The sequence below is a fragment of the Paenibacillus massiliensis 2301065 = DSM 16942 genome (genome assembly GCF_000377505.1).
GTDB lineage: Bacteria > Bacillota > Bacilli > Paenibacillales > Paenibacillaceae > Paenibacillus > Paenibacillus massiliensis.
The window spans coordinates 49,865-76,689 of sequence record NZ_KB898190.1 but is presented as its reverse complement, the minus strand read 5'-3'; the positions used below and the strand labels follow the sequence as shown (position 1 = coordinate 76,689).

Here is a 26,825-nt window from a genome sequence, read left to right as displayed (position 1 = left end):
TTTCGTTGCCATTATTCAATCAAATCCTGGTGAGAATTAGCGACCAACAACAAAAACACGGAGCTCTTGGCTCCGTGTTGGAAAGTTCCTTGCGAACTATTCTTCCCTGATGCGCCTGATATTCCGATTCATTAAATGACGGACAATCCGGCTATAGATCTTTTTTTTGAGCGGACCCAGCTGTTGTTGATGTGCGGAGAAAAAGGCGTCTGGACTCTCGTAGGTTCCGAAATCCTGAACAATTCCTTCTTTCTGCACATAGGTGTCATTTTCATTCCAATGGATGGGCGGGTTCTGAAAATTGTCTGTAGCAACGCCATAGCCGCAAAAGGAGCCTGTACATTGCTGAAATTTTTGCTGAAGCTTGGTGAGATAAGGAAGGTCCAGAATGAAGCCCTCGATATTCAACCACCTGTCCTCATACCATACTTCCACCCAGCTGTGCAGAATCTCCCGGGGAGACAGTCTATAATACCAGCCCTTCATTGCGCCTTTTTGCAGCTGTTTATGGATAGTGAACCCATGCATACGACAGGGGATGCCAAGAGCTCTTAGCAATGCCATGAAAAGTACGCCCTTGGTATTGCATTGACCATAGCCGTCTAGCAACACTTCGGAGGCTGGAATATCATCGGATCGATTGTAGCCAAAGCTGATCTCGTCGCGGACGTAGTTATATGCGGCAAGAATCTGATCCTTCACTGGTAGACGATCCCACTGCCGACTACGAATGAGGCCTTGAATCGTCGGGTGAGTGTAGTCAAGCAATACAGTATTCGTTAGATATGAATTCATTACGAGCACCTCCTTGCACTAATTGTATAGCTAATGCAGGCAGGAAACTTGCAAAAAGACGCTATCCTTGCGAATATCCTTGGCCGTCATACCTAGCAATTTCTTGCTTGTGGCAGCTAAATGCGATGGACTATCAAATCCTGCTGCCATAGCGGCATCTGTAATACGGAGTCCCTGGAAGATCAGATAAGAAGCCTTCTGAAGCTTGTGGAGCAGAATGTACCCACTCAGCGATATCCCCGTATTTTCTTTGAAGAGATGTGACAGCCTACTGTTGGATAAGCCGATCTGGCTAGCAAAATGACCAATCGAGTGGTCAGAATCTGTACAAGCTTTTATGAGCTGAATAAGCTTCTTGATGCGGGGGTCCGTCATAGCGGGTTGCATGTAATCCAAATGAAGATGCTGCATGAGCTTCTCCAGGAACGAAACATATCCATCGGTATCCTTAACATGAGGGGATGTGTTTTGAACAAATGGGGCGACAGCATCGACGATTATTTCTGCTGGAAAAAGCGCATACGGCTGACTACCCATGTAGTGCTTGAAGCTTGCCGCCATTGTTGAAGTACTATCCATAAGCAGCAGTAGCAAAGGCTGCCCCATCCCGTGCAAACGATGCGTCACATTGGAATTAATAATCACCCCGCTGGAACAAATAGGTTCCCCCTCAATGTCCATGTCAAACGGAGCCTCTAAGGCGATGGTAACTTGTATAAAAGAGTGCTTATGCACATCGGCATCAATGGTATCGGATAAAACAAGGATGTGGTGCTCGGCCCCGTAAAAAATCATCAGCAAACAATCCCCCATGTAATCAAGTGCTGCGTCAAAACTATCGGATCATATATAAATTCATATGAAGATGCTTCGCCATAGCCTACTTCTCGGTAACAGTGCGCTTGCTCCATGGTCGAATTCATAATCATTCATTGCTCATGTGCTGTGACCATTATTACTTGCGAACATCAAGGATTGTCCGGCAAGTGCTTAGCTCCGATGCTATGATCTGGCTGAAGATATCAGTTGCTTCGATGTTCAGCCTGAAGTCAAAATCAAAATAACTATCGCCACCTTCCTCATAACGGAACTGAATGTTCGGCTCTAATTTCATACTGTTCATGTCTGGGAATTGATTTTACATCCATCATCTATTCTCATTAGGCGTCTGCTGCCATACTTTTGCTCCTTACCAGTCTCGTTCGCGAAGGGCCTCCTCCAGATCAATCTCAATAGCGAAGAATTGGAGTACATCTCTCACGGATACGGCAATGCTATCCCGCGCAACAGTCTCAATCTCGCTCCCGTGTTCCCAGAACAGCTCCTGAATATCGTTAATGGTACTCGTCATCTGGTCGAGCTTCTCTTGAATGGCTTCAAGGTCCTTATTGTCGGTCTCCAGAAAATGAACCAGGCTAACGATTTCATCCTTGATCTTGTCTACCAGAAAATCGGGATAATAACTGCTGCTATACATGTCTGTTAAAAGCTCGAACTGTGGCTTTGCATTCAATGGCTTGTACCTCCTTCGAGAACTGACTAGTTGATAAATGAACTAGATCGTTACCTAGCCTAGGGCTAGTTTTGCATACGAACGATTGATGGCCTGTAATGCTCCACATCAGGTACTACAAGTTGTAATGTGTGTGTCTACGCAACATCATTACGAATTACTATGCATTGACATCCGTAATGGCAGGCACATGAATTTCTTTGACGCAAGCAACCTTGGACAGACTGACAATGCACTTCACGATGGAGACGATATCCTGTACAGGAATCCGGGTCCCGTCATATTCTGCAATCGCCTTGTCAGGACCATCCTCGAACGGAATCTCTGCAGCCAGCTCTCCGGGATTGACGCAGGTGACCGCGATGTTGTCTTTGCGAACATGCTCCCGCAAGGCATTCGCAATCCCGCGCAGGCCGAACTTGGAGGCCACGAAGGACACTTGAGCATTATTGGTATGATCCAGCCCGGCTGTCGAACCAATCATGATGATTTTGCCAGCCTCAGCTTGTCGTATATTAGGCAATAGTGCCTGTGTACAGGTAATCGTTGCGGTGATATTCACTTGGATAATATTTGCTATCTCAGCAGGGGTATCTAGGTCAAAGCTATAGTGATCCTCGAAGCCTCCCCTTTCCCAGATACCCACGTTATAGATCAGTACATCAATGGTCTCGCCTTGCAAAGCATCGGATACGACCTGTGCAGCGTTCGGCTGCCCCAGATCGGCGGCAATCCATCTTCTATTGACGCCGTCCGCAAGCTCCATGCTGCCTGGCTTATTTCTGGAGACGATCCATACTTGATCCCCTTGATCAGGCAGTCCTTTCACAAAAGCATCGCCTAGCCCCTTGCTTGCACCGAAAATAATATAGTTTCTCATAGGTTCTCCTTCATAGCTAAACAGTGTGTTCTATCATTTCAATTCCTTCATTATCTTACGTACCATTACTTAGGTTATTTGAGTTCCTTCGCTATGGAATGCTTTTGCCCAGTCGTTCCTTCATGCTGACGAGCTGCTGAGTGAACCTCTGCTTAATGGAATAAGGATGGATATCGAGCAGATAAGGCCCGAATTGATGACAATATTGGAGCAGGAAATCCATCTCAGAAGGTTCAATCCAGCCGGTAATCAAGCTCTGCCCATCCTGCTTCGCAAGCGACATATTGGGATAATGAGAACGCTCGTAGATGGGCTCGCCCTCTGTAGCAATGGTAATAATGTAATCCATCGCCTGATTACTCTTGTGTATCAACTGGAAGTGATTGGTCAAATCCAGAGCCTGCAGCCACTCCAAAGGCAGATCGTCAAGTACAGTCAATTGGATGATCCGGTCACAGCGGAACAGCCTGTATTCCTGTTTGTCGAGGTCCCATGACGGACAGTACCACCTGCCATACTTGGCGAGCATGCCTATAGGCTGGATGCGGCGTTCAGTCTGCTTGTGCGCGGTCTGATATACGATGCTCACTACAGACGGCTTCAGAATCGCTCGAAGAATAGGCTCCAGCATTGGGCAATCGTCAGCTAACTTCACAGTACCAAATGAAATACGGGAGTTCAACTGCTCCAGTGTACTCCTGATGTTCGGCGATACCGAATCCAGGAATTTGGAGCGTATGGCACCGTATTCGGCTTGGAAGGGCATAGCCCCTAACAGCTCCATGCTCTTCATAGAGAAGAACAGGGCGTAGGCCTCCTGTGGAGAAAAAGTCACGGGTGGCAGCTTATAGGTGTCCAGAATAGTGTAACCGCCGTAGCGGCCCATTTCCGAGTATAGGGGTACACCGATATCTTCAAGAGCTTTGACGTAGCGGAGGGCGGTGCTTTTGGAAATACTGAACTCTGTCATTAGATCCTGCAGTGTGAAGCGATCTTTTTTATAGGCATAATTCATGATCTTGTATATGTTTTCGTATTTTTTCATAGTCTCCACCAATGGTGTCTAATTTTGATACCTTTCGTGATTATAGTATACATAGATCACACGTAACATCATACATGAATAAAGGAGTGACATGATGAGCTACGAGGTAGTTACATTTTTATCGATGAATGGAAGAGCGGCAGAGGCTATTGAATTTTATACGCGTCATCTTCAGGCCAAGGTCATCTTCAAGGTGACCTATGAAGAGATGAAGAGAATGGAACCGACTCTGGTGGTGAAGGAAGGAACAGAGCAGTGGGTATCCCATTCCATACTGGAGGTTGGGGTGCATAAGCTTATGCTAGCGGAGGAGACGATGCTCCCTCAATCAAGCTACCAAGCAGGAAATCATATATCCCTCTGCATTCAATCTGCAGATCGGCAGGAGATTGAACGCATGTATCATTCACTAGTCAAGGACCCGAGAATCGAGGTGATCCGACCTTTGGGCGAGATCGTCTTCAGCGAAGCCTATGGAATTGTACAAGATCCATTCGGTATTCTGATTCAATTGATGTATGACAAGCGTCTGGCTAAGTAAACGGAGCAAAAATGGAGCATACAGAGAAGAGCCTCACCAGTCCACTGATGTGGAGGGGAGGCTCTTCGTTGTAAGTGCTCAGCTGTGCTAGAAACTACGTCAGGTATAGGGTATTTATCTAGGCACATTCGTCTAGTATTCTATCTTAGCGTATTCTGGACATTCTTAAATGCGGAACCTGCCGGCAAGCTCCTGTAGCTGCTCTGCCAGGTGAGTCAGGTCTGCAGCGGAGGAACCAATCTCCTCCATGGAAGCCAATTGCTGCTGGGCTGCGGCAGAGACAGTCTCTGTATGTGCTGCAGCTTCCTGTGCCAGATGGGTCACTTCGGTCATCGTAAGCACGACATCTTCAGCCCCGTGGGATATCTCCTGCACAGCGCCGGATACCGACTCCAGCTGCTTCGCAGCCTTCATGACGCTTCTGCGAATGCGAGAGAAGGAGCGGCCTGACGAGTCAATGGACAGAATACCTTCTCCGACGCGTTCCTTCACGGTCTGCATTGCTTGCAGGGCTTCAGTGACCTGCTGCTGGATGCCCGCGATCTGCTCGTTAATCTGTCCAGCGGAAGCGGATGAGTTCTCAGCCAGCTGGCGAACCTCGGAGGCCACGACGGCAAAGCCTTTACCATGCTCACCAGCTCTTGCAGCTTCAATGGAAGCATTGAGAGACAACAGGTTGGTCTGTCTTGCAATGTCCGCCATCAGTGTGACAATGGTACCAATGTGCACAGAGCGTTCGTTGAGCGCAGCGATAATAGTATCGAGCTCCTCGACAATGGAACGGATGCCATCAACGTGGACTACGCTGTGACCAATCTGCTCGCTACCATTGTCAGACGCGGTAATGCTCTGCTCGGTGAACTCCGCCATTTGTGCGACAAGATTAGTCATGGAAGTCATCTGCTCTGCAATGCCCTGTAGGCTCTCCTGACCGTGCTGGACCTTTTCGGCCTGCTTCTCACTGCCTGAGGCTACATCCTGGATTGCTACGGTTACATGCTCAATGGCACGGGTAGTCTGCTCTGCACCTGCCGCAAGCTCCTGAGAAGAGGCAGACAGATTCGAGGTTAGATCCTGTATGCTCACTACCATTGAGCGGAGATTGTGTACCATGGTTCCGAAATAACTAGCTAATAAGCCGATTTCATCCCGACTGGTGATTGTTGTCTGCTGTGTCAGATCTCCATGGCTGACCTGCTCAGCCACCTGTCTGAGTCGTTGCAGTGGCTTCAGCATCGAGTGAATCAACCAGTAGGAAAGCAGGCCAATAACCACAGTAGACACACCAAGCACGATGAAGGTCGCATAGGTAATTGGAGCGATGGCCTGTGAGATTTCGGAAGTTTGCAGTACCCCTGCAATTTTCCAGCCTGTTAACTCGTTGGTTATATACTTCATACGTTCAGCGGCTCCTGCGTCATCAGTATGATCGAATTGACCGGAGGCATCCTTGAACAAACCATCGCTGATATCCGTCTCCGCTACTTCTCCAGCAGGCTGTGTCGGATGACTGATAATCTGCTTGCTGCCATCAAGGATCAGTATGTATCCATGATCACCGACCTTTATGTTGGTCATTTCCTGCAATGCTGTAAGATTCAGGGACATCCCCAGGACCCCGTTTCCATCAGCAAGCACACGTGAGATGAACACGACAGGGATGTTCTCGGTATTCAAAGATACGGATGAGATTACCGTCTCACCAGGCTTGTCCATGGCATCCTTGTACCAGGCTCTTTCTCGCGGATCATAGGGCTCCGAGGAGTTACGCTCCAGACCTCGCACCATGAGGCCATCTTTCGTACCTACGAAAATATTCGTAACCTCTGCATGAGTAGACAGATACAGCTGAAGCTCATGTAGTAGTACGGATTCCTCGGGATTGGATGCCATCTCGGTGCTCAGGGTGCTCGCATAAAATTCAATATCCTTGACCTTGGTACTAATCGTCTGGGTAGTGATCATGTCAGCAGCCGTGATGCTGGATTGAGCTCCTGACATCAATTCAGCTTCAATTTTGTCAGCGGCGACTTCATAAGCAATTATGCTAACCAGTAAAGCAGGGATCACCATACAGATTAGAAATGATCCGAGCAATTTTCTGCGCAAAGTAAAAAAGCCTAACTTCATATGTCTCTCCTCCGTTGTCTGTTTCTGTTCTGGTATTGGGAATTGTTTTACAGGTACATCCATATATATCGGGCTGAACACTAAAAGTTATGAGAGAGGGGGAATTTGTAAAGAATGAGAAAAGTAGAGGAGCAGAGCAGCAGAGCAGCAGAGCAGCAGAGCAGCAGAGCAGATAACAGCCTATGACCGGAGGAAGGAATGTAAAAAATAAATCAAAATCGTCAAACCACGGTTTTTGCCACATTAAGGTTAAAATAAGGGATAGCATTGATGTTTTCATATCTTTATAGTACATTAGCAGTGAATCCAAAGGAGGCTCTTCATGTACGCAAACAGACAAGAGGATACTTTATACATCATGACCTACACATTAAACAGTGGCATTAAGGGCACTGTGCCTTTGTCTAATCAGCAGATCCAGGAGTGGATGAATTGTTACAAGAGTGGAACGAAGTTCGTCACCGAGATTGGAAAAGAATTTTTCGGCCTGCACGCAGACTTGGTTGCTGATTTCAAAGTACATAATTCTTCTTCCAGCTATCAGGAAGTAATCACGCCTGTCCAACAGCAACAGACAGACAGCAGCTTGAAGCAGCTATCGAACGCCTACAAAGAAACAGAGATTTTGATCAAAATTGACTGTAAGTGTGGTACCGCATATGTAACGGAGTCTCCGTTCAAGCGAACCAAGTGGTACTGTACCAAATGTAAGGAGATCGTGTTCCTGGATTCAAAGAAGGGAATGGTAGAAACATCACGTGGCGAAGCATACTATATGACCAATAAATATTTCGTGGAAAGAGAAACAACCGGCTGAGCGCCGGTTGTTTTTTTATTCTATATTCAGGCTTGCAGCGAACGAATGTATTCGACGATCGTCAACAGACCTTTATCGAAATTCTCCAGATTGAAATGCTCGTTCGGTGCGTGCAGATTCTCATCTGGCAGACCGAAGCCCATCAATACAACTGGTGCGGACAAAGCCCGTGCGAAGGTCTCAACGATGGGAATGGAGCCACCATCCTTGGTAAAGATGGCCCGTCTGCCGTAGACCCGCTCGAACGCATCTGCCGCCTGTTGCAGGAAAGGCTGATCCGGATCAATGTTGAAGGCACGGGCCTTCTCCTTCTGGCGAACATCAATGCGAGCACCAGTAGGTACATGCGAATTCAAATGCCGCTCGATCTTGTCCAGGATGTCCTGTGGGTCCTGATTCGCTACCAGTCGGCAGGTAATCTTCGCATGAGCTTCCTTAGGAATGACCGTCTTGCTGCCTTCGCCCTGAAAGCCACCGTATACACCATTCAGCTCCAGAGTTGGACGTACACCGACACGCTCCACGAAGTTAAAGCCCTCTTCGCCATATAGACTCTCCAGACCGAGACCCTGGCGTAGCTTCTCTTCGTCCAGATCCATCTTCTCCAGCTCCGTCTTCATGGCTGGGGAGAGAGGCTCAACGTCATCGTAGAAGCCATCCACACCGACACGTCCTTGCTCATCATGCAGGGTAGCTAATAGCGTGACCATGGCATGAAGTGCGTTCGGCACTCCACCACCATAGCTGCCGGAATGTAGATCTGTATTGGCTGTGTGCAGGGACAGCTCCATGGAGCATAGTCCGCGCAGCCCTGTGCAGATCGCTGGTTTGCCTTTCTCGATCAGGGAGGTATCGGAGACCAGCACTGCATCCGCAGACAGCTTGGTTGCCGCTTCTGAAGTGTTGAGGAATTTTAACAGATTAGGACTACCAATCTCTTCTTCACCCTCTATGCAGAACTTGATATTGACCGGAAGCTTGCCGTCTTCACGGAGAATGGCCTCGATAGCTTTGACGTGCATGAAGATCTGTCCCTTATCATCTGTTGCTCCGCGTGCATACAGCTTGCCGTCACGCTCCGTCGGCTCGAACGGAGGTGTCTCCCATAGATGGAGTGGATCGACGGGCTGCACATCATAGTGCCCATAGACTAACAAGGTGGGCTTCCCTGGAGCATGCAGATGATCCGCATATACGATGGGATGGCCAGCTGTCTCAATGATCTCGATGTGCTCAAGACCTGCTGCCTTCAGGTGATCAGCCAGCCATGATGCTGCTCTGTTCACGTCTTGTTTGTGATTGCTTAGTGCAGAAATACTGGGGATGGTCAGCCATTCCTTCAGCTCTGACAGGTGCTGCTCCCGATGGTCTGCAAAATATGTAGTATAGATGTTGGAACTCATCTACTTAGGACCTCCTTCAATCTTTTCTTTCCATAATCTGTCCCTGTCTATTGTACACGTTTTGAAGGCAAAACGGAAAGAACGACACAAAAGGTTCTTCTGCGCAGGTCTGAGTATATTGCAGACCCGGAGAAGAACCTTTTTTGATGAAGCTGAGCATAGTCTCAATCCAATTCTTGTGACGCTATCTACCCTGCTGTTCTCTATTCATTTGAATCAATGCGGAACTTCTCGACCTGTGTACGTAACTGCTCTGCCAGGTGTGTCAGATCCGCAGCAGACGAGCCGATCTCTTCCATAGAAGCTAGCTGCTGCTGAGCTGCAGCAGAGACGGTCTCGGTATTTGCGGCTGCCTCCTGGGCTAGACGAGAGATATCAGCCATGGCTTCGGCTGCCCTATTGGCTCCTGCTGTTACCTCCTCGGAGGAACGTGTGATGGTAACCAGCTGCTTGGCGGTCTTGGCCACATTCCGACGAATACGAGAGAAGGAGCGTCCTGACAGATCAATGGAGGCAATTCCCTCCTGAACTCTTGCCTTCACCGTGTCCATGGATTGATGAGCTTGGTTCACGCTTTCCTGAATGCTGGAGATCTGATCCCGAATCTGCTGCGCAGATGTAGAGGAGTTCGCTGCGAGCTTGCCGACCTCCGTAGCTACTACGGCAAAGCCCTTGCCTTGCTCTCCGGCTCGTGCTGCTTCAATGGAGGCATTCAAGGCCAGCAGGTTGGTCTGCTTGGCAATCTCGGAGATCAATGTGATGATACTGCCGATGTGTCCGGAACGTTCATTTAGCGTGTTGATCACGCTATCCAGCTCCTCGACGATGGCTTGAATGCCATCAATGTGCATGATACTGGTCCCGATATGTTCACTGCCCTGATCCGAGGCCACGATAGCTTGCTCAGATAGCTCCGACATCTGGATAATCAGTTCGGTCATGGCGTGTGACTTGCCAGCAATGACTTGCATGTTGTCCTGACCTTCCTGCACCCGCATGGCTTGCTGCTCTGTACCTGAAGCCACATCCTGCATGGCTACCGTGACATGCTCTATCGCACTCGTTGTTTGCTGAGCGCCAGCTGCCAGCTGCTGGGCGGAGGAGGACAGATTGACGGTCATATCCTGAATGCCGCCTACCATACCTCTCAGATTGTCCACCATAGTCTGGAAGTGACTGGCGAGTACGCCTACTTCATCGCGGCTATCAATCGGGACCTGGCTAGCCAGGTCTCCCTGACTGATGCTCTCGGCAGACCGACCGAGACGGTGAAGTGGTCGCAGTAGGGAACGGACGATAATGACCGCAGCGACACCAACCAGCAAGGCCGATACGACCATTACAATGACAATGAAGTTCAAGAGCGGCCTTACAGCTGCCTGAATCTCGGCGGTGTCAAGGCTTCCGGCAATCTTCCAGCCAGACAGCTCATTCGTCGTAAAGCTCATCTCTCTACTGCTATCAGCATCTGTGTAGGAGAATAGCCCCTCTGAAGCACTGAACAATTGATTAACCCATGTGCCTTCCGGCTGGTCGGCACTGGCCAGTGTCGGGTGTACAACAACCTTATGCGTGTTATCCAAAATCAGGACGTAGCCCTCTTGCCCAATCTTCATGTTCGTCATGGCTTGCAGTGCGCTAAGATCCAGGGATAGTCCCACAACGCCACTTCCATCCGGTAATGTTCGGGAAATGAACACGACAGGGACCTGCTGCGAATTCAGCTCTACAGGCGTCATAACCGTCTGACCAGGATTGCTCATCGCAAGCTGGTACCATGGTCTCTCACGAGGGTCATAATTGCTGGAGGTGAGGGGACGTCCCGGCGCAATCCGACCATCTGGAGTAGCCAGATACATGTTTAGAACGTCACCATGTGTATTCAAATATGTATCCAGTACATTAAGAATACCGGAGTCTTCCGGCTCCATAGTCATGTCTGGACTGAACACGGTTGCATAATATTCAATGTCTTTCATCTTAACACGAAGTGTCTGGGTGACAGCCATATCGGCTGCATTAGTGCCTGCTTGTGCACTATTCAATAACTCATTACGAATCTGATCTCCAGCAGCCAGATATGAGAACACACCAATGATAGACGTGGGGACAAGCAAGCAAAAAAGAAATGCTGCGATTAATTTTTTTCGAAGCGTCAAGAATCCAAGTTTCATTCCAATCCCCCGGCTTTCTGCACGAACTGCACCCATCGGTTAATGGAGCATCTGCTTGATATAACGCATATGCGGGCTAATTACATGAAATACCGCAGCATGCTGATACTATATATATCGGCCACTTCCGGGGGAAAAGAGAGAGGGGATTCTAAGGAAATAACTTGAAGCTTAGAAGAGGCTCATCTGCTCCGGGTCTTCTCCATCCTCAGGTGCTAGACGAACAGGCAGGGGCTTCGGATTCATGCCCAGTAGCGTCATCAACTGCTTAGCGTTAGACGCAGCGTGCCCACCTGAGTTGTTGTTGAAGATGACGCATACTTCCTTGCACTGCTGCTGCAGCTCCAGAATGATGTGCTTCCAGTCGGTGAGCTCCTGCTCATTATAATTATAGAGGTATCGTACCTCACGCCAGTTCGGAGCATCACTCTGATTCCAGCCGCTGACATTGCGTCCATGCAGCCTGACGAGTGTCAGCTCCGGGTGAGTGGCCTTGGGGACGATGGGGATCGATCCCCATCCGGCCTGCGGCTCGTCACACACACTATGCATCCACTGCTCACGGGATAGGAAGGCCAGTGTCCGTTCACAGAATTCGTCCGCGTACCAGCTCTGATGACGGAACTCGACGATACAGGGAATATCCTTCATCCGACTACGGGTATCACGTAGAATCTGTACATTTTCAAAGGTGCAATCGAACCATGGTGGGTATTGGAACAAGACTGCCTTGAGCTTGCCAGCCTCTACCATGGGGGCTATGGACTGTAAGAAGGCGTGATACATATCCTCTTCCGAGATGAAATAAGGTATCTTGCCTCGTGTATGTCCGGTCATTCCCTGATACGCCTTCACGATGAAGGAGAAGCCATCTGGCGTCTCCGCTGCCCATTTTGCCATTCGTTCCGCTGGTTGTACTGCATAGAAGGAGCTGTCCAACTCAACGATGGGAAAATGCGTCCCGTACACATAGAGCTTGGCTGAGGGCTTAGTGCCGTAGGGTTCTAGGCTTTCGTGGTCCCCCCATCCGGTTAATCCGACATGAATCATTCGTAGCACCTCATTTGTCATGAATTATGCAACATGTAATTATTGTAGCATGTGATACAATATCAGAGAATTTTACAGGCCAAATGGAATGTCAGTAGCTAGATAGACTTGTATTTGGGGGGATAGAAATCATGACAGAATGGTATAAGGACAGCTTTGGAGAAGATTATCTGATTGTATATAAGCATCGCGATGTAGCCGGAGCGAACCGTGAGGTCCATCAAATGATATCCTGGCTGGACCTTCCGAAGGGAGCCCGTGTGCTGGATCTGTGCTGTGGCATGGGAAGACACTCCATCGTACTTGCCCAGATGGGCTATAAGGTGACAGGAGTCGACCTGTCCAAGGTACTTTTGCAAGAAGCATCTCATCTTGATGAGCAGGAACAGGTAGAGTGGGTATGTGCAGATATGAGAAATCTTCCATTAGAAGGCGGATATGATGCGGTAGTGAACCTCTTTACTTCGTTCGGGTATTTCCGGGATGATCAGGAGCAGGAGAAGGTATTGCATGAGATTCGCCGAATATTGAAGCCAGACGGACGATTCATCATTGATTATATGAACCCGTCCTATGTCATTCGTCATTTGGTGCCGCATTCTGTCCGATCCATAGAGGGGCTGCAGATTGAAGAGCACCGCAAGGTGGAGGACGGATATGTCAGTAAGCAGATCACGCTGCGCCCCATGAAGGATGGTCAAGGGGACGTGCGGACTCACCAAGAGCGTGTCAAGCTGTATACCTATGAAGAATTCATGCAAATGCTGCAGGAGGCAGGGCTTCATGTTCAGCAAGTGCATGGGAGCTATCAGGAGGACAAATATGATGAGCAGAATTCTCCCCGCATGATCTTTGTAGGTTACCGGAAGGAGTAGTGCGAAGGAGAAGCTACATAGAAGCTATACATAAATGGCGACAAAGACAAGCTGGTGCCAAAAGAAGGAGTGTTGGACCTCATGAAATTGCCAGAGCTTACTTATTGGGATGAGGATGATCTGATTCAGGCGAAAATAACGATGGCGTTCCCCCTGCGCTGGGTGAATAGTTATATTCTTCGAGACAGAGAGGGTGTGACTATTATCGATCCTGGTCCCCACACGGAGCTGGCTGAGCAGGAGTGGAAGTGGTTGCTTGAGCAGTTATCCCTGTCCTTTAAGCAGATTAAAGGTATTGTGGCGACTCACCATCATCCTGATCATTATGGAATGACAGGCTGGCTACAGGAGCGAAGTGGTGCGCCGGTCTACATGTCCCAAAGAAGCCAGGAGGAAGCGAGGAGAATGTGGGGAGCCTCTGCGAACATGGTTCAACAGCTGCCTGAGCTGTATGCCAGACATGGCATGACAACGACGTGGCTCGAGGCTCTGCCTGCACATATGCAGGAGGGGGAGCAGCAGGTGACGCCCCAACCGGAAGTGACCCTGCTGGATGAGCAGCAGAGCTTCAACATGGGAGGTCAATTCTGGCAGATGATCCAGACCGGTGGACATGCTGCTGGTCATCTGTCCTTTTATCAGCCGGAGCGGCGTACGATGCTATGTGGAGATGCGGTGCTACCGCAGATCTCACCCAATATCAGCTATGTGCCGGGTGGTGAGACGAATCCTTTACAGCAGTATATGGATGGGTTAAGGGAGCTCGGAAAGTATGAGGTAACGAAGGCTTACCCAGGCCATAGGAACCCTTTTTCTAATTTTCAAGATCGAACGTCGATCTTGCTATCCCATCATGAGGAGCGGTTGACCCGTTTGGAGGAGTTGCTCGTTGCAGGACCGACGACAGCCTTCCAGCTCTGCATTCAGTTGTTCAGTCAGAAGCTGACACCTCATCAGATGCGCTTCGCCATGTCAGAGACACTGGCGCATCTGTTCGAGTTGATTCGGCGTGGGCGGGCAATGCAAAAAGGGGGAACAGAGGCGGAAGAGCTACTCTTCCACCACTCAACGTCCCCGTGGTCAGTCAACTCGTAGCTTGATCGAATCTGACGAAGGTACTACTTACTACTCAAGAATTAACTTATTATGAGAACTTTAAAGGGAGCGGGAAAAGACATGGAAGCTATCCCGCTTCTCCCAGCCGTGGGACAGCCAGAAGCGCTCTCCCTGCTCGTTACCGCTAATGACGAAGATATGGCATTTATCAATGCCTTCCTGTCGTAGGGCCTGTAAGGCGTGCTCGACCAAATGCTCACCGATACCACGCCCTCGCCAAGCAGAGTCGACCGCCAGATGATACAAGAAGCCACGGCGTCCATCATGCCCGGCCAGCACGGTCCCTGCAATACCATTGCCGATATCACATACGAAGCTGCAGCCGGGGTTGTGATTCAGATAGCGCTCAATCTGCTCACGTGAATCTGCCTCGCTGACAGCTAGTCCCTCCATGTGCTCCCACAGGCTGAACGCCTGTTCATAATCCTCTATTGTCATGGGACGAATGCTCCATGAGACCTTCATGTCACTTTTGCCACTTATGCTATTCATTCCACTTACGTTACTTGGCTTACTCAATAGTACCCTCTCACTCTCCATTTCAACTAAGCCCTCTATCTTACAGTTACATTTCCCAACGTTATTAATCATCCTTCAGCGAGCGGATTCATATCTTAGCGCCCATAGGGTCATGCGATCGGGACGTGATCAAGGAGCGATGTTGTCTCCGAGCGTATCTTCACCAAGCTCCCGCTCCCGCTCTGCTTGCTTGCGGTGGGCAATGCGACTACTTGCGGAGGCAGCAATCGCGCCAACGATATCGTCCAGGAAGGTATGAATCGGGAGGCTCGACTTATCGTTCAGACGCTCCAGCACCCCTGGCTTCAGCTTGTCCACGTATCCATAGTTCGTGAAGCCGATGCTTCCATATACATTGACGATGGAAAAGGCGAGAATCTCATCTACTCCGTACAAGCCTTCATCATTCTCAATCATTTCCTGAAGGGGAGAGATCAAGGCACCTTGCTCTGCAAGTATATCGAGCTGAATGCCAGTCAGCACAGCATTTTGCACCTCACGCTTGGCAAGTACCTGCTCTACATTGTGAATGCATTCCTCCATCGTAAGGGTGGGGTAATACTTTTGCTGGAGCAGCATGACCAGCTCTGCAATTTCGCTAATCATGACACCGCGCTTGTGTAGCCACTCTCGGGTAGCATCGGCGACCTTCTTGCTGTTCAGACTATACGGAACCTTTTCTTCCTTCATCATGAAGCACCCTCTCTCAGCCGTTCTTGTCGTATGATTATTTCCTGAATCAGAGATTTCTAGTGAGCTCTGCATGAAGAATTTGCTGGTTATTTTTTGCATACAGGCTCGTATACATATTAGTACAATCTCCAGCCTGTTCACAATGCTAGCTATGGTTTTGTTTACGGGAACATCACTACGAAAAGTCCGTAATCATTGGCGGATGTGAGTATGGCTGCAATTACTAGGTTAGGGAGGGCTAACACTTATGAAGGGTAAAAGAACTATTAGATTAGTTCCGGCTGTTGGCATGCTTATGGTGCCATTGTTGCTGGCTGGATGCGGTCTATTCAATTCTTCTGCACAGTCCATTGATCCACCGCCAGCTTCGGTAGAAGAAGCGATGCTGAAGGCAGCATCAGGAGAGAGCGTACCGACTGGAGATCGACTGGAGGCTGTCTATTTGTCGGATCAGAATGGTCTGCTAGCTCCAGTATCACTTCCGATTGCACCTGGAGATTCGGCAGCGAATGCGAAGACTTCACTTGAAATGCTCGTTAAAGGCGGACCATTCTCAGGCATTATCCCTGAGGGATTTCAGGGAATTCTCCCGCAGGGGACCGAGGTGGAAAGCGTAAGTATTGATCAGGATAGCAAGGTTGCTGTGGTGGAATTCAACCCCTCGTTCCTTGACTATCCCGCACAGGATGAACGCAAAATACTGGAAGCCCTGACATGGACTTTAACGGAGCGTCCGGATGTACAGAGTGTGCAGATATGGGTGGATGGCCGCAAACTGAATGAGATGCCAGTCAATGGGACACCGACCGACCGTCTGTTGACAAGAGCTTTGGGGATTAATCTGGAGCTTGGAAACGGAGTGTCCGCGATGTCTTCCAGCCCTGTAACGGTCTATTTCTCCGCTGCTTCTCCTGCAGGCGTGGCCTACTATGTGCCTGTTACGAGGCTCGTTCAGTCTGGTCCTGACAAGCTAAGCTCTGCCCTGACTGAGCTTATTCATGGTCCTCAGTCCAAGCAAGGACTCAATCAGGTGCTGACTGGCCAGACGAAGCTGGAATCTGTCAAGAAGACAGAGGATGGGGTGGTCAGTGTCGCGATTACAGACGATATGTTCGAGCATGGCGAGATCGTCCCAGCGGAATTCCTGCAGTCCATCGTGCTTACCGCAGCAGATAATGCGGGCGGAACAGCAAAGATCCGCATTGAGCTGAATGGGCAAAAGACAGTCATGGGCGAGGATAATCAAAATTACGGTTTACCTGTGGCAAGGCCTGAACATATTAATGAAATTCCAATCTAGAGCGATCACGGAGCGTTCCTGTTTTTGGATTTTTACAATTCCTCTGTTAGAATAGAGTGAACATGCAGGACGCAAACGATGTAGGAGGAAAACATGAGATCTAATGGACGCAGCAACAGTGATGAGCTAAGGCCAATGAAGTTGACCACAGGTGTGAACAAATATGCGGAAGGGTCCGTATATATTGAAATGGGAGATACGAAGGTGATGTGTACTGCCAGTGTAGAAGAGCGGGTACCTCCCTTCATGAAAGGTCAAGGCAAGGGTTGGATCAATGCAGAATATTCGATGCTACCTAGAGCAACACATACCCGTAACCAGCGTGAGGCAGCTCGCGGTAAGCTGGGAGGACGCACGATGGAGATTCAGCGTCTGATCGGCAGAGCATTGCGCTCGGTCGTTGACTTGCAGGCACTTGGGGAACGCACAATCACACTGGACTGTGATGTTATACAGGCAGATGGCGGTACGAGAACCACTTCCATCACAGGTGCCTTTGTGGCATTGTCCATCGCGGTCGATAAGATTGCCCAGCAGCATAAGCTTCAGGTATTTCCTATTACGGACTTTCTGGCCTCAGTGAGCGTGGGAGTAGCCGGGGGGAACACGGTACTTGATCTTAATTATGATGAAGATTCCAAAGCGAAGGTCGATATGAATCTGGTCATGACGGGCAGCGGCAAATTCGTAGAGCTACAAGGCACTGGAGAGGACAGCCCATTCGATCGCAAGGAGCTGGAAGAGATGCTGACACTCGGCGAGAATGGCATTCTGCAGCTAATTGAGCGCCAGAAGGAAGTGCTGGGGCCAATCGCACTGAAGATTGGGAGTCGCCAAGCTGGGGTGAATGCTTAATGAGCAGTCAGAAGGATATCGTTATCGTCGCCACGAAAAACAAGGGCAAGGTACGAGAGTTCGCCCATGCGCTGGCCCCTTTTAACAAAGAGGTTAAGAGCATGTTTGATTACCCGGATCTGCCTGATGTGGTGGAGGATGGCGCGACTTTTTCTGATAATGCCCTGAAGAAGGCCAGAACAGTAGGGGATGCTCTGGGACTGCCCGTTCTGGCTGATGATTCCGGTCTCTGTGTGGATTTGCTGGATGGAGCGCCAGGTGTATATTCTGCACGCTTTGCTGGCGAGAATGCCACGGATGAGGGTAACATCGAGAAGCTGCTGGAGCTGCTGGAAGGAGCGCAGCAGGGAGATGATACGGGACAACCGTTATTGAGTCCTGCCCGCTTCGTCTGCTCGCTCGTCCTGTATGATCCGCATACAGGACGTACGCTGGAGGCTTCTGGGGAAGCCGAGGGCTGGATTACCGCCGAGAGAGCCGGGAATGGTGGCTTCGGTTATGATCCTGTATTCTACGTGCCAGCCTACGAGAAGACTATGGCCGAGCTAACGATGGAGGAGAAGCAGTCGATCAGTCACCGCGGGGCAGCGCTGCGTTCTTTGGTTCAACAGTTGGGTAGTCACGAGCTGTAAAGTACCGAGGATGGTTGGACGGTTCGCCCTAGCGTAAGGAACAGATTATATGTGAGTATAGAGCCGTTATCTGCTAACTCATGCGCTCCACAGATCACCAAGAATTACAAGAGGTAAGATCAAGGAGCCGGGATAATTACAGGATATCGTGAAATAAGGAAGCAGGCAGCTCGAATATGACGGGCTGCCTGCTTATTTTACATAACTATATAGAGAGCCAAAAGATAGAGAGCCGAAAGAAATCTGGATAGAGGGCCAAAAGAAAACTGGGGATAACAGCGATCGGAAGGTTGTTCTGTTATCAACGAATAGCGACCTTATACGTGCGAAGCCAATAGTTGACTTGAGTCAGGTAGGCGAATAGCTGCGGGCCTGACATGAGCTGACCGAACCAAGGCAGATTGGATGAGGCTTCAGGCGAAGCTGCAATTTCCCGTATCCGGGCTGCATCAATCAGTGGCAGAATGGGAGAGGACGGATCATCCAGCATATCCAATGCCTGCTTGCGCACTTCATGAAGATAAGCAGGATTGTGCGTCTTGGGATAGGGGCTCTTTTTGCGATATAGCACATCATCAGGCAAAACACCTTCTAGCGCCTTGCGCAAGATACCTTTCTCACGATTGCCCGTCACCTTGATCTCCCACGGAATATTCCATACATATTGCACGAGACGATGATCACAGTAAGGGACACGCACCTCCAGGCCTACGCCCATGCTCATTCGGTCCTTGCGATCCAGCAATGTGGGCATGAAGCGTGTAATGTTGAGATAGGACATCACCCGCATCTGTGCGGCTTTACCTGTCTCTCCCTGCAGACGGGGAACCTCTCCGACAGCCTCGCTATAACGATCCTGCAAATACTCCAGTGGCTTGATCCAGTCCCTGATCTCGGGAGAGAGCAGATTAGCCCGTAGCTCTGGAGCTACTGCCCACGGGAAGGTGCCTGCATTCAACATTTCCTCCCGATGGAACCAGGGGTAGCCTCCAAAGACCTCATCAGCAGCCTCGCCGGAAATGGCCACGGTCGCTCCCTTTTTGATTTCTCGGCAAAACAGATATAAAGAGGAGTCCACATCTGCCATTCCTGGCAGATCCCTCGTGCGAGTCGAATATTCCAAAGCCTCTACAACCTCGGGGGTGTCAAATTCAATCCAGTGATGCTGGGTGTTCAAATCCTCAACCATACGCTGTATCCATGGTGCATCTGCTCCAGGCTGGAAGGAATGGGCTTTGAAGTGCTTATCATTATCGACGTAATCGACGGAATACGTGTGAATCTGTCCTTGTCCTGTTCGATTATAATAGCGCACTGCAAGTGAGGATAGTGCACTTGAATCCAGTCCTCCTGACAGCAGGGAGCAGACCGGAACATCCGAGGCCAATTGCCGTTCCACCGTATCCTGCAGAAGCTCTTTTACCTTGGCAGCGGTGTCCTCCACATTGTCTTCGTGTGCGGCGCTTTCCAGCTTCCAGTAGGTACGAATTCGGCTTCCATTACGGTCGTAGGTCAGCGTCTGTCCTGGTCTAAGCTCCTTAATGGAGGCATATACACCATGACCGGGGGTTCTTGCCGGGCCAACAATAAAAATCTCCGCAAGACCGTCTGCATGCACGACAGCCTCTACATCAGGATGCTGAAGCAAAGCCTTGGGCTCTGATCCGAAAATGAAAGCATCCTTGGTCTCGCTATAGAAAAAAGGTTTTACCCCCAGTCGGTCCCTGGCCATAAAGACCTGTTCTTCCTTGCCATCCCATATCGCAAATGCAAAGATTCCGTTCAACCGGTCTACGCAGTCTGGCCCCCATTCCATATAAGCAACGAGCAGAACCTCGGTATCACATTGTGTCGTAAACGAGTGACCTCTCTGCTGCAGCTCCAGCTTAAGCTCTGGCGCATTATAAATCTCCCCGTTATAGACGATCGTATACGTAGTGTCCTCACGCTTGCGGATCATGGGCTGTGCGCCGTTCTCAGGGTCCATGACGCTTAGTCTCCGGTGACCAAAGGCACAGGGATTGGAGATCCAGGTGCCCGATGCATCCGGTCCACGGCTCACGAGCGTGTTCGTCATTTGCAGGAGCAGATTGGATTGTCGGGTGAGATCTGTATTCCACTGTATGAATCCAGTAATTCCGCACATGTAGATTCATCCCTTCCTTGTCATAGTTCATCCAGTGTCTGGTTTTTGACATCGAGAGTATAAACAAGGATATGCCGAATCAGGGCATAAAATGTCTGTCCGCTTCGAAAACTACATATGATCCGGGGGACTGCAAGCACCCAGTACCCTCAGGAAGGAGGACGCCAAATGTATTACATTAAGGATGCCAAGATCAGAAGATATACGGAAATCAATGGGATGCGCTGTGCCGAGATTGAGGTGGAGCCAGGAGCCGCAGATGACCCTTCTTTGCTCGTGTACGTTGCTCCCGCCGCAGACGGCCATCAGTATCAATTGCTTCGCATTGTACGTAATGATGCTGATCTGGAGCTCGACTGGTACGATAACAATCTTCATTCTGCCTTTGAGGATGCGACAGAGCAAGCCTTTACGGATTCAACCTTAACTACAGCTGGCGAGGAACGTGGCAAATTCACCTCTGAGCTAGTAGGGTTCGGAAAGCTGGAGGCAGAGCTGTCGGAGGAGTTCGGTGCTCGTTAGCAAGTCCATGCATGACGCGACATACCTTGTAGGCCAAGCACTATAAGGAGCATTAGGGCCGTAATGGAAAGGAGGGGGATTATGAACGTTAAGGATAACTATAAGAAGAACAAAGGCAACAATTATTCGCATGACTCTGAGTATGCAGAAAAAGTCCTTGATCAGAACGTAAAGCATCCATCTGGAAAGAATCCATGGCGTACAGGAAATAAGTAGCCCTGCTTGTGAAAAATAGTCGTCTACTTGATGTGGGCGGCTATATTTTTATGTGAACATTAGTGGCTGATTATTAATTTAAGAAAAAACACTTTCCATAGACCTCCAATCTGTGCTATAATCAAAAACGCACTAAATACATAATTTTAAAGTGTCCCAGTAGCTCAGCAGGATAGAGCAACGGCCTTCTAAGCCGTCGGTCGGGGGTTCGAATCCCTCCTGGGACGTACAGTTAAGAAGCACTCCACTAGGAGTGCTTTTTTACGTCAGTGGAAGAGAACCCCTTGTAAGGACATTAGCGTGGCTTAACAGCCGTTATTCGAAGCCGCTTGTAATCCGCATACCAGTTCCCATCCTGGAACAGTTCGGTACGGCATGCAGCGGCTATTTTACTGTAGATTTCTTGTCTTTCTGGTTCTGTAAAAGTTGAGAAGTAGGGCTTTCCTGCAAAAGCCTCCAGCCAAATGTGAAGTCCCTGCTCCCCGTATTCGAGCATAGTTGGACGATCATACTGGACAGCAGACAGCACACGGAACCCTTGCTTCTCCAACAGAGAACTGTAAGCACCAAGCGTTGGGAAGTACCAGGGATGAAGGTTGTTACCATCAACCCCATAATCAGCGCTTAAGACCTGATGAATGGCATTAACGACTTGCTGCACATTGCCGTGACCACCGAATTCCAGCACCAGCCGTCCTCCCGGCTTAAGTGCTTGCCACATGCAAGATACGACCTCCGCAGCCTCGGTGACCCAGTGCAGAGCCGCGTTGGAGAAGATCGCATCCAGCGGCTCAGGGACGGCAAAGCTTGCCGCGTCTCCTTGCATAAAAGCTAGAGCGGGATATTTGTGCTGTGCCTTCTCGATCATTTCAGGTGACATATCTATGCCAATAACTCGTGCACCAGTCTCCGAAATTGCATGGCATAGATCGCCAGTGCCGCATCCCAGATCAAGAATGAGCTCTCCCGTCTGAGGAGCAAGCACCTCAACCAATCCCTTGCCATATTGAGTTACAAAGGCTAACTGCTGATCGTAGGTATCTGGATTCCAAGCATTTGAAGACATCAGGGCCATCTCCTTCATCATATCATCTGTAGTTATGAAGCTATTGTTGCACAGAAAGGCACCTGTATAGAAATATTGGAAAACTACCACGTTAATAGGCAAAACCTATCACTAAACAAATGTTTATTAATTTATAAGTATATTACGTGGATAGAATCAGGATTAAGCTCTCGCAATGCCTTTACCGGATCTGACTTCAGATGTGGTGATTCGGACAGTGAATATTTACAATTAATTATTTTTTATATTAGAATAGTCCTATTACAGTACTGTACGAAGAAAGGATTATCAATGACGGAATGTAACATTACAGACAGCCAATTAAAGCAATTTGCCATTGGTTTGCACGAAATGAATATGATTTACGAAGATTATGCAAAGTCAGTTAATCTTCCATATACCAGTCTACAAATACTCAATCTCATCACGCAGATCGAAAACTGCACACAAAAAAATATCTGTGAACAAACCTTTTTGCCGAAACAAACTGTGAATACAGTCATTACCAACTTTTATAAAAAAGGAATGATTGAATTAAGGGAAATACCAAATAATCGAAGAGCTAAAACAATTCATTTAACAAAGTCGGGGGAAGAATTTGCTAATTCAATAATTCCTCAAATAAGAGAAGCAGAACGCAGTGCTATTGCAGAGCTAACACCCGAACAACGAGAAGCTTTCCTAGAGGGAATGCAACTATATTGTGATACATTCCGCAAGATAATGAAAACGGGGAAAAGCATAAATTAATTTAAGCAAAATTTGGAGGTTAATACAGCGTGATAAGAAAACTAAATAAAGATGATATTGATCAAGTTACACAAATTTGGCTTGAAGTTAATACTAGAACTCATAATTTTATCCCAGAAAGATATTGGACAGAACAATTTAATGCTGTAAAAGAAATACTACCTCAATCAGAGGTATATGTTTATGAACAAGGCGATGAAATACTTGGATTTGTAGGTCTTTCAGATAATTATATTGCAGGTATTTTTGTTTCTACCATTTCACAATCTAAGGGAATTGGGAGGGAATTGTTGAATTATGCCAAATCTATCAAAACAGAGCTGTCCTTGAGTGTGTATCAAAAAAATGAGCGTGCTATAAAATTTTATCAAAGAGAAAGTTTTATAATAGAGGCTGAAAAAATAGATGAGAACACAGGCGAACAGGAATTTTTGATGTTATGGGAACGATAACCATATATATTTCTAAACTGAATTTAACAAAATCAACTTCTCCAATTGTGATAATATTACAGAAAGTGAATGTAGTGAAAAAATCAACAGTGTATACATAGAAGGGAGAGCGCTTGCTATGAAATTCAGAACGTTGGGCACGACCGGGGTGAAGACCTCTGTCATTGGAGTAGGGACCTGGCAATTCGGTGGTGAATGGGGATTGACGTATACGCAGGATGAAGTGGACCGCATACTGGATAAGGCTGCTGAATTGGATATCAATCTAATTGATACGGCGGAATGCTATGGCGATCATTTGTCTGAATCGTTCATTGGTGATTATCTTAGTCGGCGTGAACGTGAACGCTGGATCGTGGCCACCAAATTCGGTCATCATTTTCATGGATTGTTCGAACGAACAGATCAATTCTCGGCTGAAGCAGTGCTTGCACAGTTGGATCAATCATTAAAGGCGCTTCGAACAGAGTATATTGATATTTACCAATTTCATTCCGGGCCGGATACCAGCTTTGACAATGATAAGCTATGGACTATGCTGGACAAGCAGGTGGAGGCTGGGAAAATCAGGCATCTGGGCATCTCCATCGGGAGCAATGCGAACATTCATCAGACCTCGCAGGCCAGTGATCTGAAAGCGGAGGTTATTCAAGTGGTGTACAATCGCCTGGATCGAGTGCCTGAGGAAGAGGTGTTCCCTTCCTGCGAAGAGCAGAAGCTCGGTGTGCTGGCACGAGTGCCGCTGGCAAGTGGGTATCTAAGTGGTAAATATAAGCCGGGAGCGGCCTTTGGTGAAAATGATGTCCGTCATAAGCATGACGTGCAGCAGCGGGACGAGCGATTGGCACAGGTGGAGCAGATTCAGCGTGAGGAAGTACCAGCAGGCGTACCGATGGCAGAGTGGGCACTGGCCTGGTGCTTGCAGCATCCGGCTGTGACGGCTGTTATTCCAGGTTGCAAGACTCCTGAGCAGGTTGAGTCCAATGCGGCTGCTGCCTCGCTTGCACTGGTAAATGACGAGCATCCACAGGCTGTGAAGTCCTGAATGTACTAAATGTCGAATATGCTGTTCGATGTATATTTTTTTAGAGTAGAAGAGGCGCTCTCATTATGGAGGGTGCCTTTTTATTTCGAGGAACATAATCCCTCGTCTCTTAAATATTTAAAATAATTGAATTATATAAAGAATTTTTAGAAATCAAGTGTTAAAATAACTCGAATGATACATTGTGGAAATAAATGAATGTTATTTCTATTAACAACGTGATGTGTCACCGTATCCGAAACGTATATATAACTCAAATCAGGATTCAGTGGTACCAAGCAAGGTCGTATTCCTGATGTTGAACATTATTCTATAAATAGAGGTGATTAGAGTGAGTACACCCAAAAAGCGCATCCAATTAATCGATGCATTGCGCGGATTCAGTCTGGCCGGGATCGTGTTAGCGAATATACTGGCATTTCAATATGGGGTGTTCGGCCAGAGTACACCGCAATTATTCGGGATAGTCGGAGCTGAGCGGGCATTGCACTCGCTCCTCCTTATCGCTGTGGTGGGAAGTTTTATGCCGATCTTTGCATTTATGTTTGGCTTCGGCATGATTAAGTTGTCAGAAAGTCTACAATCACGAGAGCTGCGCCCAAAGTGCCATCTGGCTCGCCGCTTCCTAATGTTGTTTGGCATCGGTATGCTGCATATGACCTTTCTGTGGGAAGGGGACATTCTGATGTTTTACGGGGTCCTTGGCTTCTTCTTGCTGATGTTCCTCAACAGGAAGCCGAGAACGCTGCTAATCTGGGCGGTACTGCTGCTCGCCGGGTCAGGCTTGTTTGGTCTTCTTGCCTTCAATCCACTGGATCCGCTGGCCCATACACCGTCCACGCATATGGAAAATTATATTCTACAGAGTAAAGATGTCTACGGCAGTGGCAGCTATGCAGAGATCAGAAATTTCATGAACAACGCCGATCCATTCGGCGGGGACTTCGATGAGACGTTAGCCCTGTTGATTTTGGTGTCTGTTCCGCTGTTGCTGGTGCCGATGTTTCTGCTCGGTATGCGCGCCGCCAGAGTGGGTACGTTTGACGATCCTGAGGCAATGCGGCATACGTATCTGCGTCGGGCCGTGATTCTGATTCCGGTCAGCTTACTGCTCAAAGCATACGGTGTATTGGCGCCACAACTCAGTGTAGGAGGATGGCCCGGTATGGGCATCGGTGGGGCACTCGGAGGAACGTTACTTGCGCTTGGGTATATTTATGCATTTGCGTGGCTTTATGTGGGGCGCAACCATGCGAGGCTGATCAGCAGATTCGAGGCGGTTGGTCGACTCTCGTTGACGAATTACTTGATGCAAAGTGTGATTTGCACAATGATTTTTTACGGATATGGCTTGGGATTATTTGGACGTGCTGGTGTGTTCATCGGGGCTGTTATTGCGCTTGCTGTCTACGGCTTTCAATTGTGGTTCAGCCCGCTCTACTTAAAGAAGTTTAGCAATGGACCGTTCGAGCATGTCCTACGGATCTGGACGTATCTGTCCTGGAAAGGGCAGCCGAAAAAGAAAAGAAGAGCGCAGCAAATGGCCACAGAAAATGCACCCGGCGTCAACTGAGTTGTTAACTAACTATAGTCACAGAACACAAAGAAGCCGTCTGCCATATGAAAGACGGCTCAAAAATCGAGCCGACTGCGAAGTAATGCTACCGAAGCCTATGCTCCGACGCCCCCTCTGAAGGGGTTCTCATCCCCAGACGCAAAAAAAAGCACTCCAAGCGGAGTGCTTCTTGTATTACGTCCCAGGAGGGATACGGCTCAAAAATCGAGCCGACTGCGAAGTAATGCTACCGAAGCCTATGCTCCGACGCCCCCTCAAGGGGTTCTCATCCCCAGACGTAAAAGAAGCACTCCGTGATGGAGCGCTTCCTGTGTTACGTCCCAGGAGGGATACGGCTCAAAAATCGAGCCGACTGCGAAGTAATGCTACCGAAGCCTATGCTCCGACGCCCCCTCTGAAGGGGTTCTCATCCCCAGACGTAAAAGAAGCACTCCTAGTGGAGTGCTTCTTAACTGTACGTCCCAGGAGGGATTCGAACCCCCGACCGACGGCTTAGAAGGCCGTTGCTCTATCCAGCTGAGCTACTGGGACATAAAATTCAAGCGAATATTAATATACCATATATCCGATACAAGTTCAAGTTTTATTTTCTAACAATTTCTAAAGTAAGCAATACAGGTTTTTTCGTTTTCGAAATAGGGTATGTTAGAATCATATAGGTTTCTATTAAAAACACGCTATTGGACTTCAACTGTTGTTTCCCAGTATAATCTA

General features: G+C 48.6%; 26 protein-coding genes and 2 tRNA genes. 14 read left to right on the top strand and 14 right to left on the bottom strand.

Translation table 11 applies throughout. From position 1 onward, the window contains the following. Positions 1 to 96: 96 nt before the first annotated feature. From D328_RS0113055 to D328_RS29045, 5 genes are all read right to left on the bottom strand, one after another. The gene (locus tag D328_RS0113055) at positions 97 to 795 is read right to left on the bottom strand and encodes a transglutaminase-like domain-containing protein (RefSeq protein WP_018885465.1); all 699 of its coding nucleotides are present in this window, start codon (positions 793 to 795) and stop codon (positions 97 to 99) included. 30 nt (positions 796 to 825) lie between these two features. Next, positions 826 to 1,590: a helix-turn-helix domain-containing protein gene (locus tag D328_RS0113050; protein WP_018885464.1), complete on the bottom strand. Its 765-nt coding sequence runs from the start codon at positions 1,588 to 1,590 to the stop codon at positions 826 to 828. 394 nt (positions 1,591 to 1,984) lie between these two features. Then, positions 1,985 to 2,308 (bottom strand): DUF5713 family protein, encoded by a 324-nt coding sequence (locus tag D328_RS0113040; protein ID WP_018885462.1) that lies wholly within the window; start codon positions 2,306 to 2,308, stop codon positions 1,985 to 1,987. A gap of 160 nt (positions 2,309 to 2,468) precedes the next feature. Further along, entirely contained in the window at positions 2,469 to 3,188 is a 720-nt protein-coding gene (locus D328_RS0113035; protein WP_018885461.1) for an SDR family NAD(P)-dependent oxidoreductase, read from the bottom strand. 91 nt (positions 3,189 to 3,279) lie between these two features. Beyond that, positions 3,280 to 4,233: a helix-turn-helix transcriptional regulator gene (locus tag D328_RS29045; protein ID WP_018885460.1), complete on the bottom strand. Its 954-nt coding sequence runs from the start codon at positions 4,231 to 4,233 to the stop codon at positions 3,280 to 3,282. A 94-nt stretch (positions 4,234 to 4,327) separates the two neighbouring features. Here D328_RS29045 and D328_RS0113025 point away from each other — a divergent pair, with 94 nt between their 5' ends. Further along, complete coding sequence (locus D328_RS0113025; protein WP_018885459.1) at positions 4,328 to 4,774, top strand: VOC family protein; 447 nt, start codon at positions 4,328 to 4,330, stop codon at positions 4,772 to 4,774. Between the two features lie 165 nt (positions 4,775 to 4,939). Here the strand turns inward: D328_RS0113025 and D328_RS0113020 are convergent, their stop codons facing one another. Continuing rightward, the gene (locus D328_RS0113020) at positions 4,940 to 6,904 is read right to left on the bottom strand and encodes a methyl-accepting chemotaxis protein (RefSeq protein WP_018885458.1); all 1,965 of its coding nucleotides are present in this window, start codon (positions 6,902 to 6,904) and stop codon (positions 4,940 to 4,942) included. A gap of 322 nt (positions 6,905 to 7,226) precedes the next feature. On the opposite strand from D328_RS0113020, the gene D328_RS0113015 reads away from it, so the two are divergent. After that, a complete protein-coding gene (locus D328_RS0113015) occupies positions 7,227 to 7,721 on the top strand; it encodes a hypothetical protein (RefSeq protein WP_018885457.1) in 495 nt (164 codons plus the stop codon). A 26-nt stretch (positions 7,722 to 7,747) separates the two neighbouring features. Here D328_RS0113015 and D328_RS0113010 read toward each other — a convergent pair whose 3' ends face one another. From D328_RS0113010 to D328_RS0113000, 3 genes are all read right to left on the bottom strand, one after another. Further along, on the bottom strand, positions 7,748 to 9,124 hold the full coding sequence (locus tag D328_RS0113010; RefSeq protein WP_018885456.1) for a dipeptidase: 1,377 nt from the start codon (positions 9,122 to 9,124) through the stop codon (positions 7,748 to 7,750). A 203-nt stretch (positions 9,125 to 9,327) separates the two neighbouring features. Beyond that, entirely contained in the window at positions 9,328 to 11,298 is a 1,971-nt protein-coding gene (locus tag D328_RS0113005; RefSeq protein WP_018885455.1) for a methyl-accepting chemotaxis protein, read from the bottom strand. Positions 11,299 to 11,469: 171 nt separating this feature from the next. Then, positions 11,470 to 12,348, bottom strand: coding sequence for a DUF72 domain-containing protein (locus D328_RS0113000; protein WP_018885454.1), 879 nt, complete (start codon positions 12,346 to 12,348; stop codon positions 11,470 to 11,472). A 131-nt stretch (positions 12,349 to 12,479) separates the two neighbouring features. On the opposite strand from D328_RS0113000, the gene D328_RS0112995 reads away from it, so the two are divergent. Then, positions 12,480 to 13,223, top strand: a complete 744-nt coding sequence (locus tag D328_RS0112995; protein WP_018885453.1) for a class I SAM-dependent methyltransferase — start codon at positions 12,480 to 12,482, stop codon at positions 13,221 to 13,223. Between the two features lie 81 nt (positions 13,224 to 13,304). Further along, positions 13,305 to 14,318 carry an MBL fold metallo-hydrolase gene (locus D328_RS0112990; protein ID WP_018885452.1) on the top strand — a complete coding sequence of 338 codons (1,014 nt, stop codon included), beginning with the start codon at positions 13,305 to 13,307 and terminating at the stop codon, positions 14,316 to 14,318. A gap of 60 nt (positions 14,319 to 14,378) precedes the next feature. On the opposite strand, the gene D328_RS0112985 is transcribed toward D328_RS0112990, so the two are convergent. Beyond that, complete coding sequence (locus tag D328_RS0112985) at positions 14,379 to 14,831, bottom strand: GNAT family N-acetyltransferase (protein WP_051091149.1); 453 nt, start codon at positions 14,829 to 14,831, stop codon at positions 14,379 to 14,381. A gap of 156 nt (positions 14,832 to 14,987) precedes the next feature. Further along, positions 14,988 to 15,548: a phosphatidylglycerophosphatase A family protein gene (locus tag D328_RS0112980; protein ID WP_026281161.1), complete on the bottom strand. Its 561-nt coding sequence runs from the start codon at positions 15,546 to 15,548 to the stop codon at positions 14,988 to 14,990. Positions 15,549 to 15,798: 250 nt separating this feature from the next. Between D328_RS0112980 and D328_RS0112975 the strand changes: the two genes are divergently transcribed. The 3 genes from D328_RS0112975 (at position 15,799) to D328_RS0112965 (ending at position 18,338) form a co-directional block, all read left to right on the top strand. Next, positions 15,799 to 16,851, top strand: a complete 1,053-nt coding sequence (locus D328_RS0112975) for a GerMN domain-containing protein (RefSeq protein WP_018885449.1) — start codon at positions 15,799 to 15,801, stop codon at positions 16,849 to 16,851. 93 nt (positions 16,852 to 16,944) lie between these two features. Continuing rightward, positions 16,945 to 17,706, top strand: a complete 762-nt coding sequence (rph, locus tag D328_RS0112970; RefSeq protein ID WP_018885448.1) for a ribonuclease PH — start codon at positions 16,945 to 16,947, stop codon at positions 17,704 to 17,706. Beyond that, on the top strand, positions 17,706 to 18,338 hold the full coding sequence (locus D328_RS0112965) for an XTP/dITP diphosphatase (protein ID WP_018885447.1): 633 nt from the start codon (positions 17,706 to 17,708) through the stop codon (positions 18,336 to 18,338). The genes rph and D328_RS0112965 overlap by 1 nt, the downstream gene beginning before the upstream one ends. A gap of 301 nt (positions 18,339 to 18,639) precedes the next feature. Here the strand turns inward: D328_RS0112965 and asnB are convergent, their stop codons facing one another. Further along, positions 18,640 to 20,484 (bottom strand): asparagine synthase (glutamine-hydrolyzing), encoded by a 1,845-nt coding sequence (gene asnB, locus D328_RS0112960; RefSeq protein WP_018885446.1) that lies wholly within the window; start codon positions 20,482 to 20,484, stop codon positions 18,640 to 18,642. Positions 20,485 to 20,652: 168 nt separating this feature from the next. Between asnB and D328_RS0112955 the strand changes: the two genes are divergently transcribed. The 3 genes from D328_RS0112955 to D328_RS0112945 all read left to right on the top strand — a co-directional run bounded on the left by D328_RS0112955 (position 20,653) and on the right by D328_RS0112945 (position 21,449). Next, complete coding sequence (locus D328_RS0112955) at positions 20,653 to 21,006, top strand: hypothetical protein (RefSeq protein ID WP_018885445.1); 354 nt, start codon at positions 20,653 to 20,655, stop codon at positions 21,004 to 21,006. An 81-nt stretch (positions 21,007 to 21,087) separates the two neighbouring features. Next, positions 21,088 to 21,222 carry a hypothetical protein gene (locus D328_RS31765; RefSeq protein ID WP_018885444.1) on the top strand — a complete coding sequence of 45 codons (135 nt, stop codon included), beginning with the start codon at positions 21,088 to 21,090 and terminating at the stop codon, positions 21,220 to 21,222. A 153-nt stretch (positions 21,223 to 21,375) separates the two neighbouring features. Beyond that, positions 21,376 to 21,449, top strand: a tRNA-Arg gene (locus D328_RS0112945). 68 nt (positions 21,450 to 21,517) lie between these two features. Here the strand turns inward: D328_RS0112945 and D328_RS0112940 are convergent. Further along, positions 21,518 to 22,288, bottom strand: a complete 771-nt coding sequence (locus D328_RS0112940) for a methyltransferase domain-containing protein (RefSeq protein ID WP_018885443.1) — start codon at positions 22,286 to 22,288, stop codon at positions 21,518 to 21,520. A gap of 291 nt (positions 22,289 to 22,579) precedes the next feature. Here D328_RS0112940 and D328_RS0112935 point away from each other — a divergent pair, with 291 nt between their 5' ends. The 4 genes from D328_RS0112935 to D328_RS0112920 all read left to right on the top strand — a co-directional run bounded on the left by D328_RS0112935 (position 22,580) and on the right by D328_RS0112920 (position 26,108). After that, the gene (locus D328_RS0112935) at positions 22,580 to 23,038 is read left to right on the top strand and encodes a MarR family winged helix-turn-helix transcriptional regulator (RefSeq protein ID WP_018885442.1); all 459 of its coding nucleotides are present in this window, start codon (positions 22,580 to 22,582) and stop codon (positions 23,036 to 23,038) included. 29 nt (positions 23,039 to 23,067) lie between these two features. Then, positions 23,068 to 23,490 carry a GNAT family N-acetyltransferase gene (locus D328_RS0112930; protein ID WP_018885441.1) on the top strand — a complete coding sequence of 141 codons (423 nt, stop codon included), beginning with the start codon at positions 23,068 to 23,070 and terminating at the stop codon, positions 23,488 to 23,490. Positions 23,491 to 23,608: 118 nt separating this feature from the next. Beyond that, a complete protein-coding gene (locus D328_RS0112925) occupies positions 23,609 to 24,535 on the top strand; it encodes an aldo/keto reductase (protein ID WP_018885440.1) in 927 nt (308 codons plus the stop codon). 331 nt (positions 24,536 to 24,866) lie between these two features. Continuing rightward, positions 24,867 to 26,108, top strand: coding sequence for a DUF418 domain-containing protein (locus tag D328_RS0112920; RefSeq protein WP_018885439.1), 1,242 nt, complete (start codon positions 24,867 to 24,869; stop codon positions 26,106 to 26,108). Between the two features lie 460 nt (positions 26,109 to 26,568). On the opposite strand, the gene D328_RS0112915 is transcribed toward D328_RS0112920, so the two are convergent. Then, a tRNA-Arg gene (locus D328_RS0112915) sits at positions 26,569 to 26,642 on the bottom strand. Positions 26,643 to 26,825 lie beyond the last annotated feature (183 nt).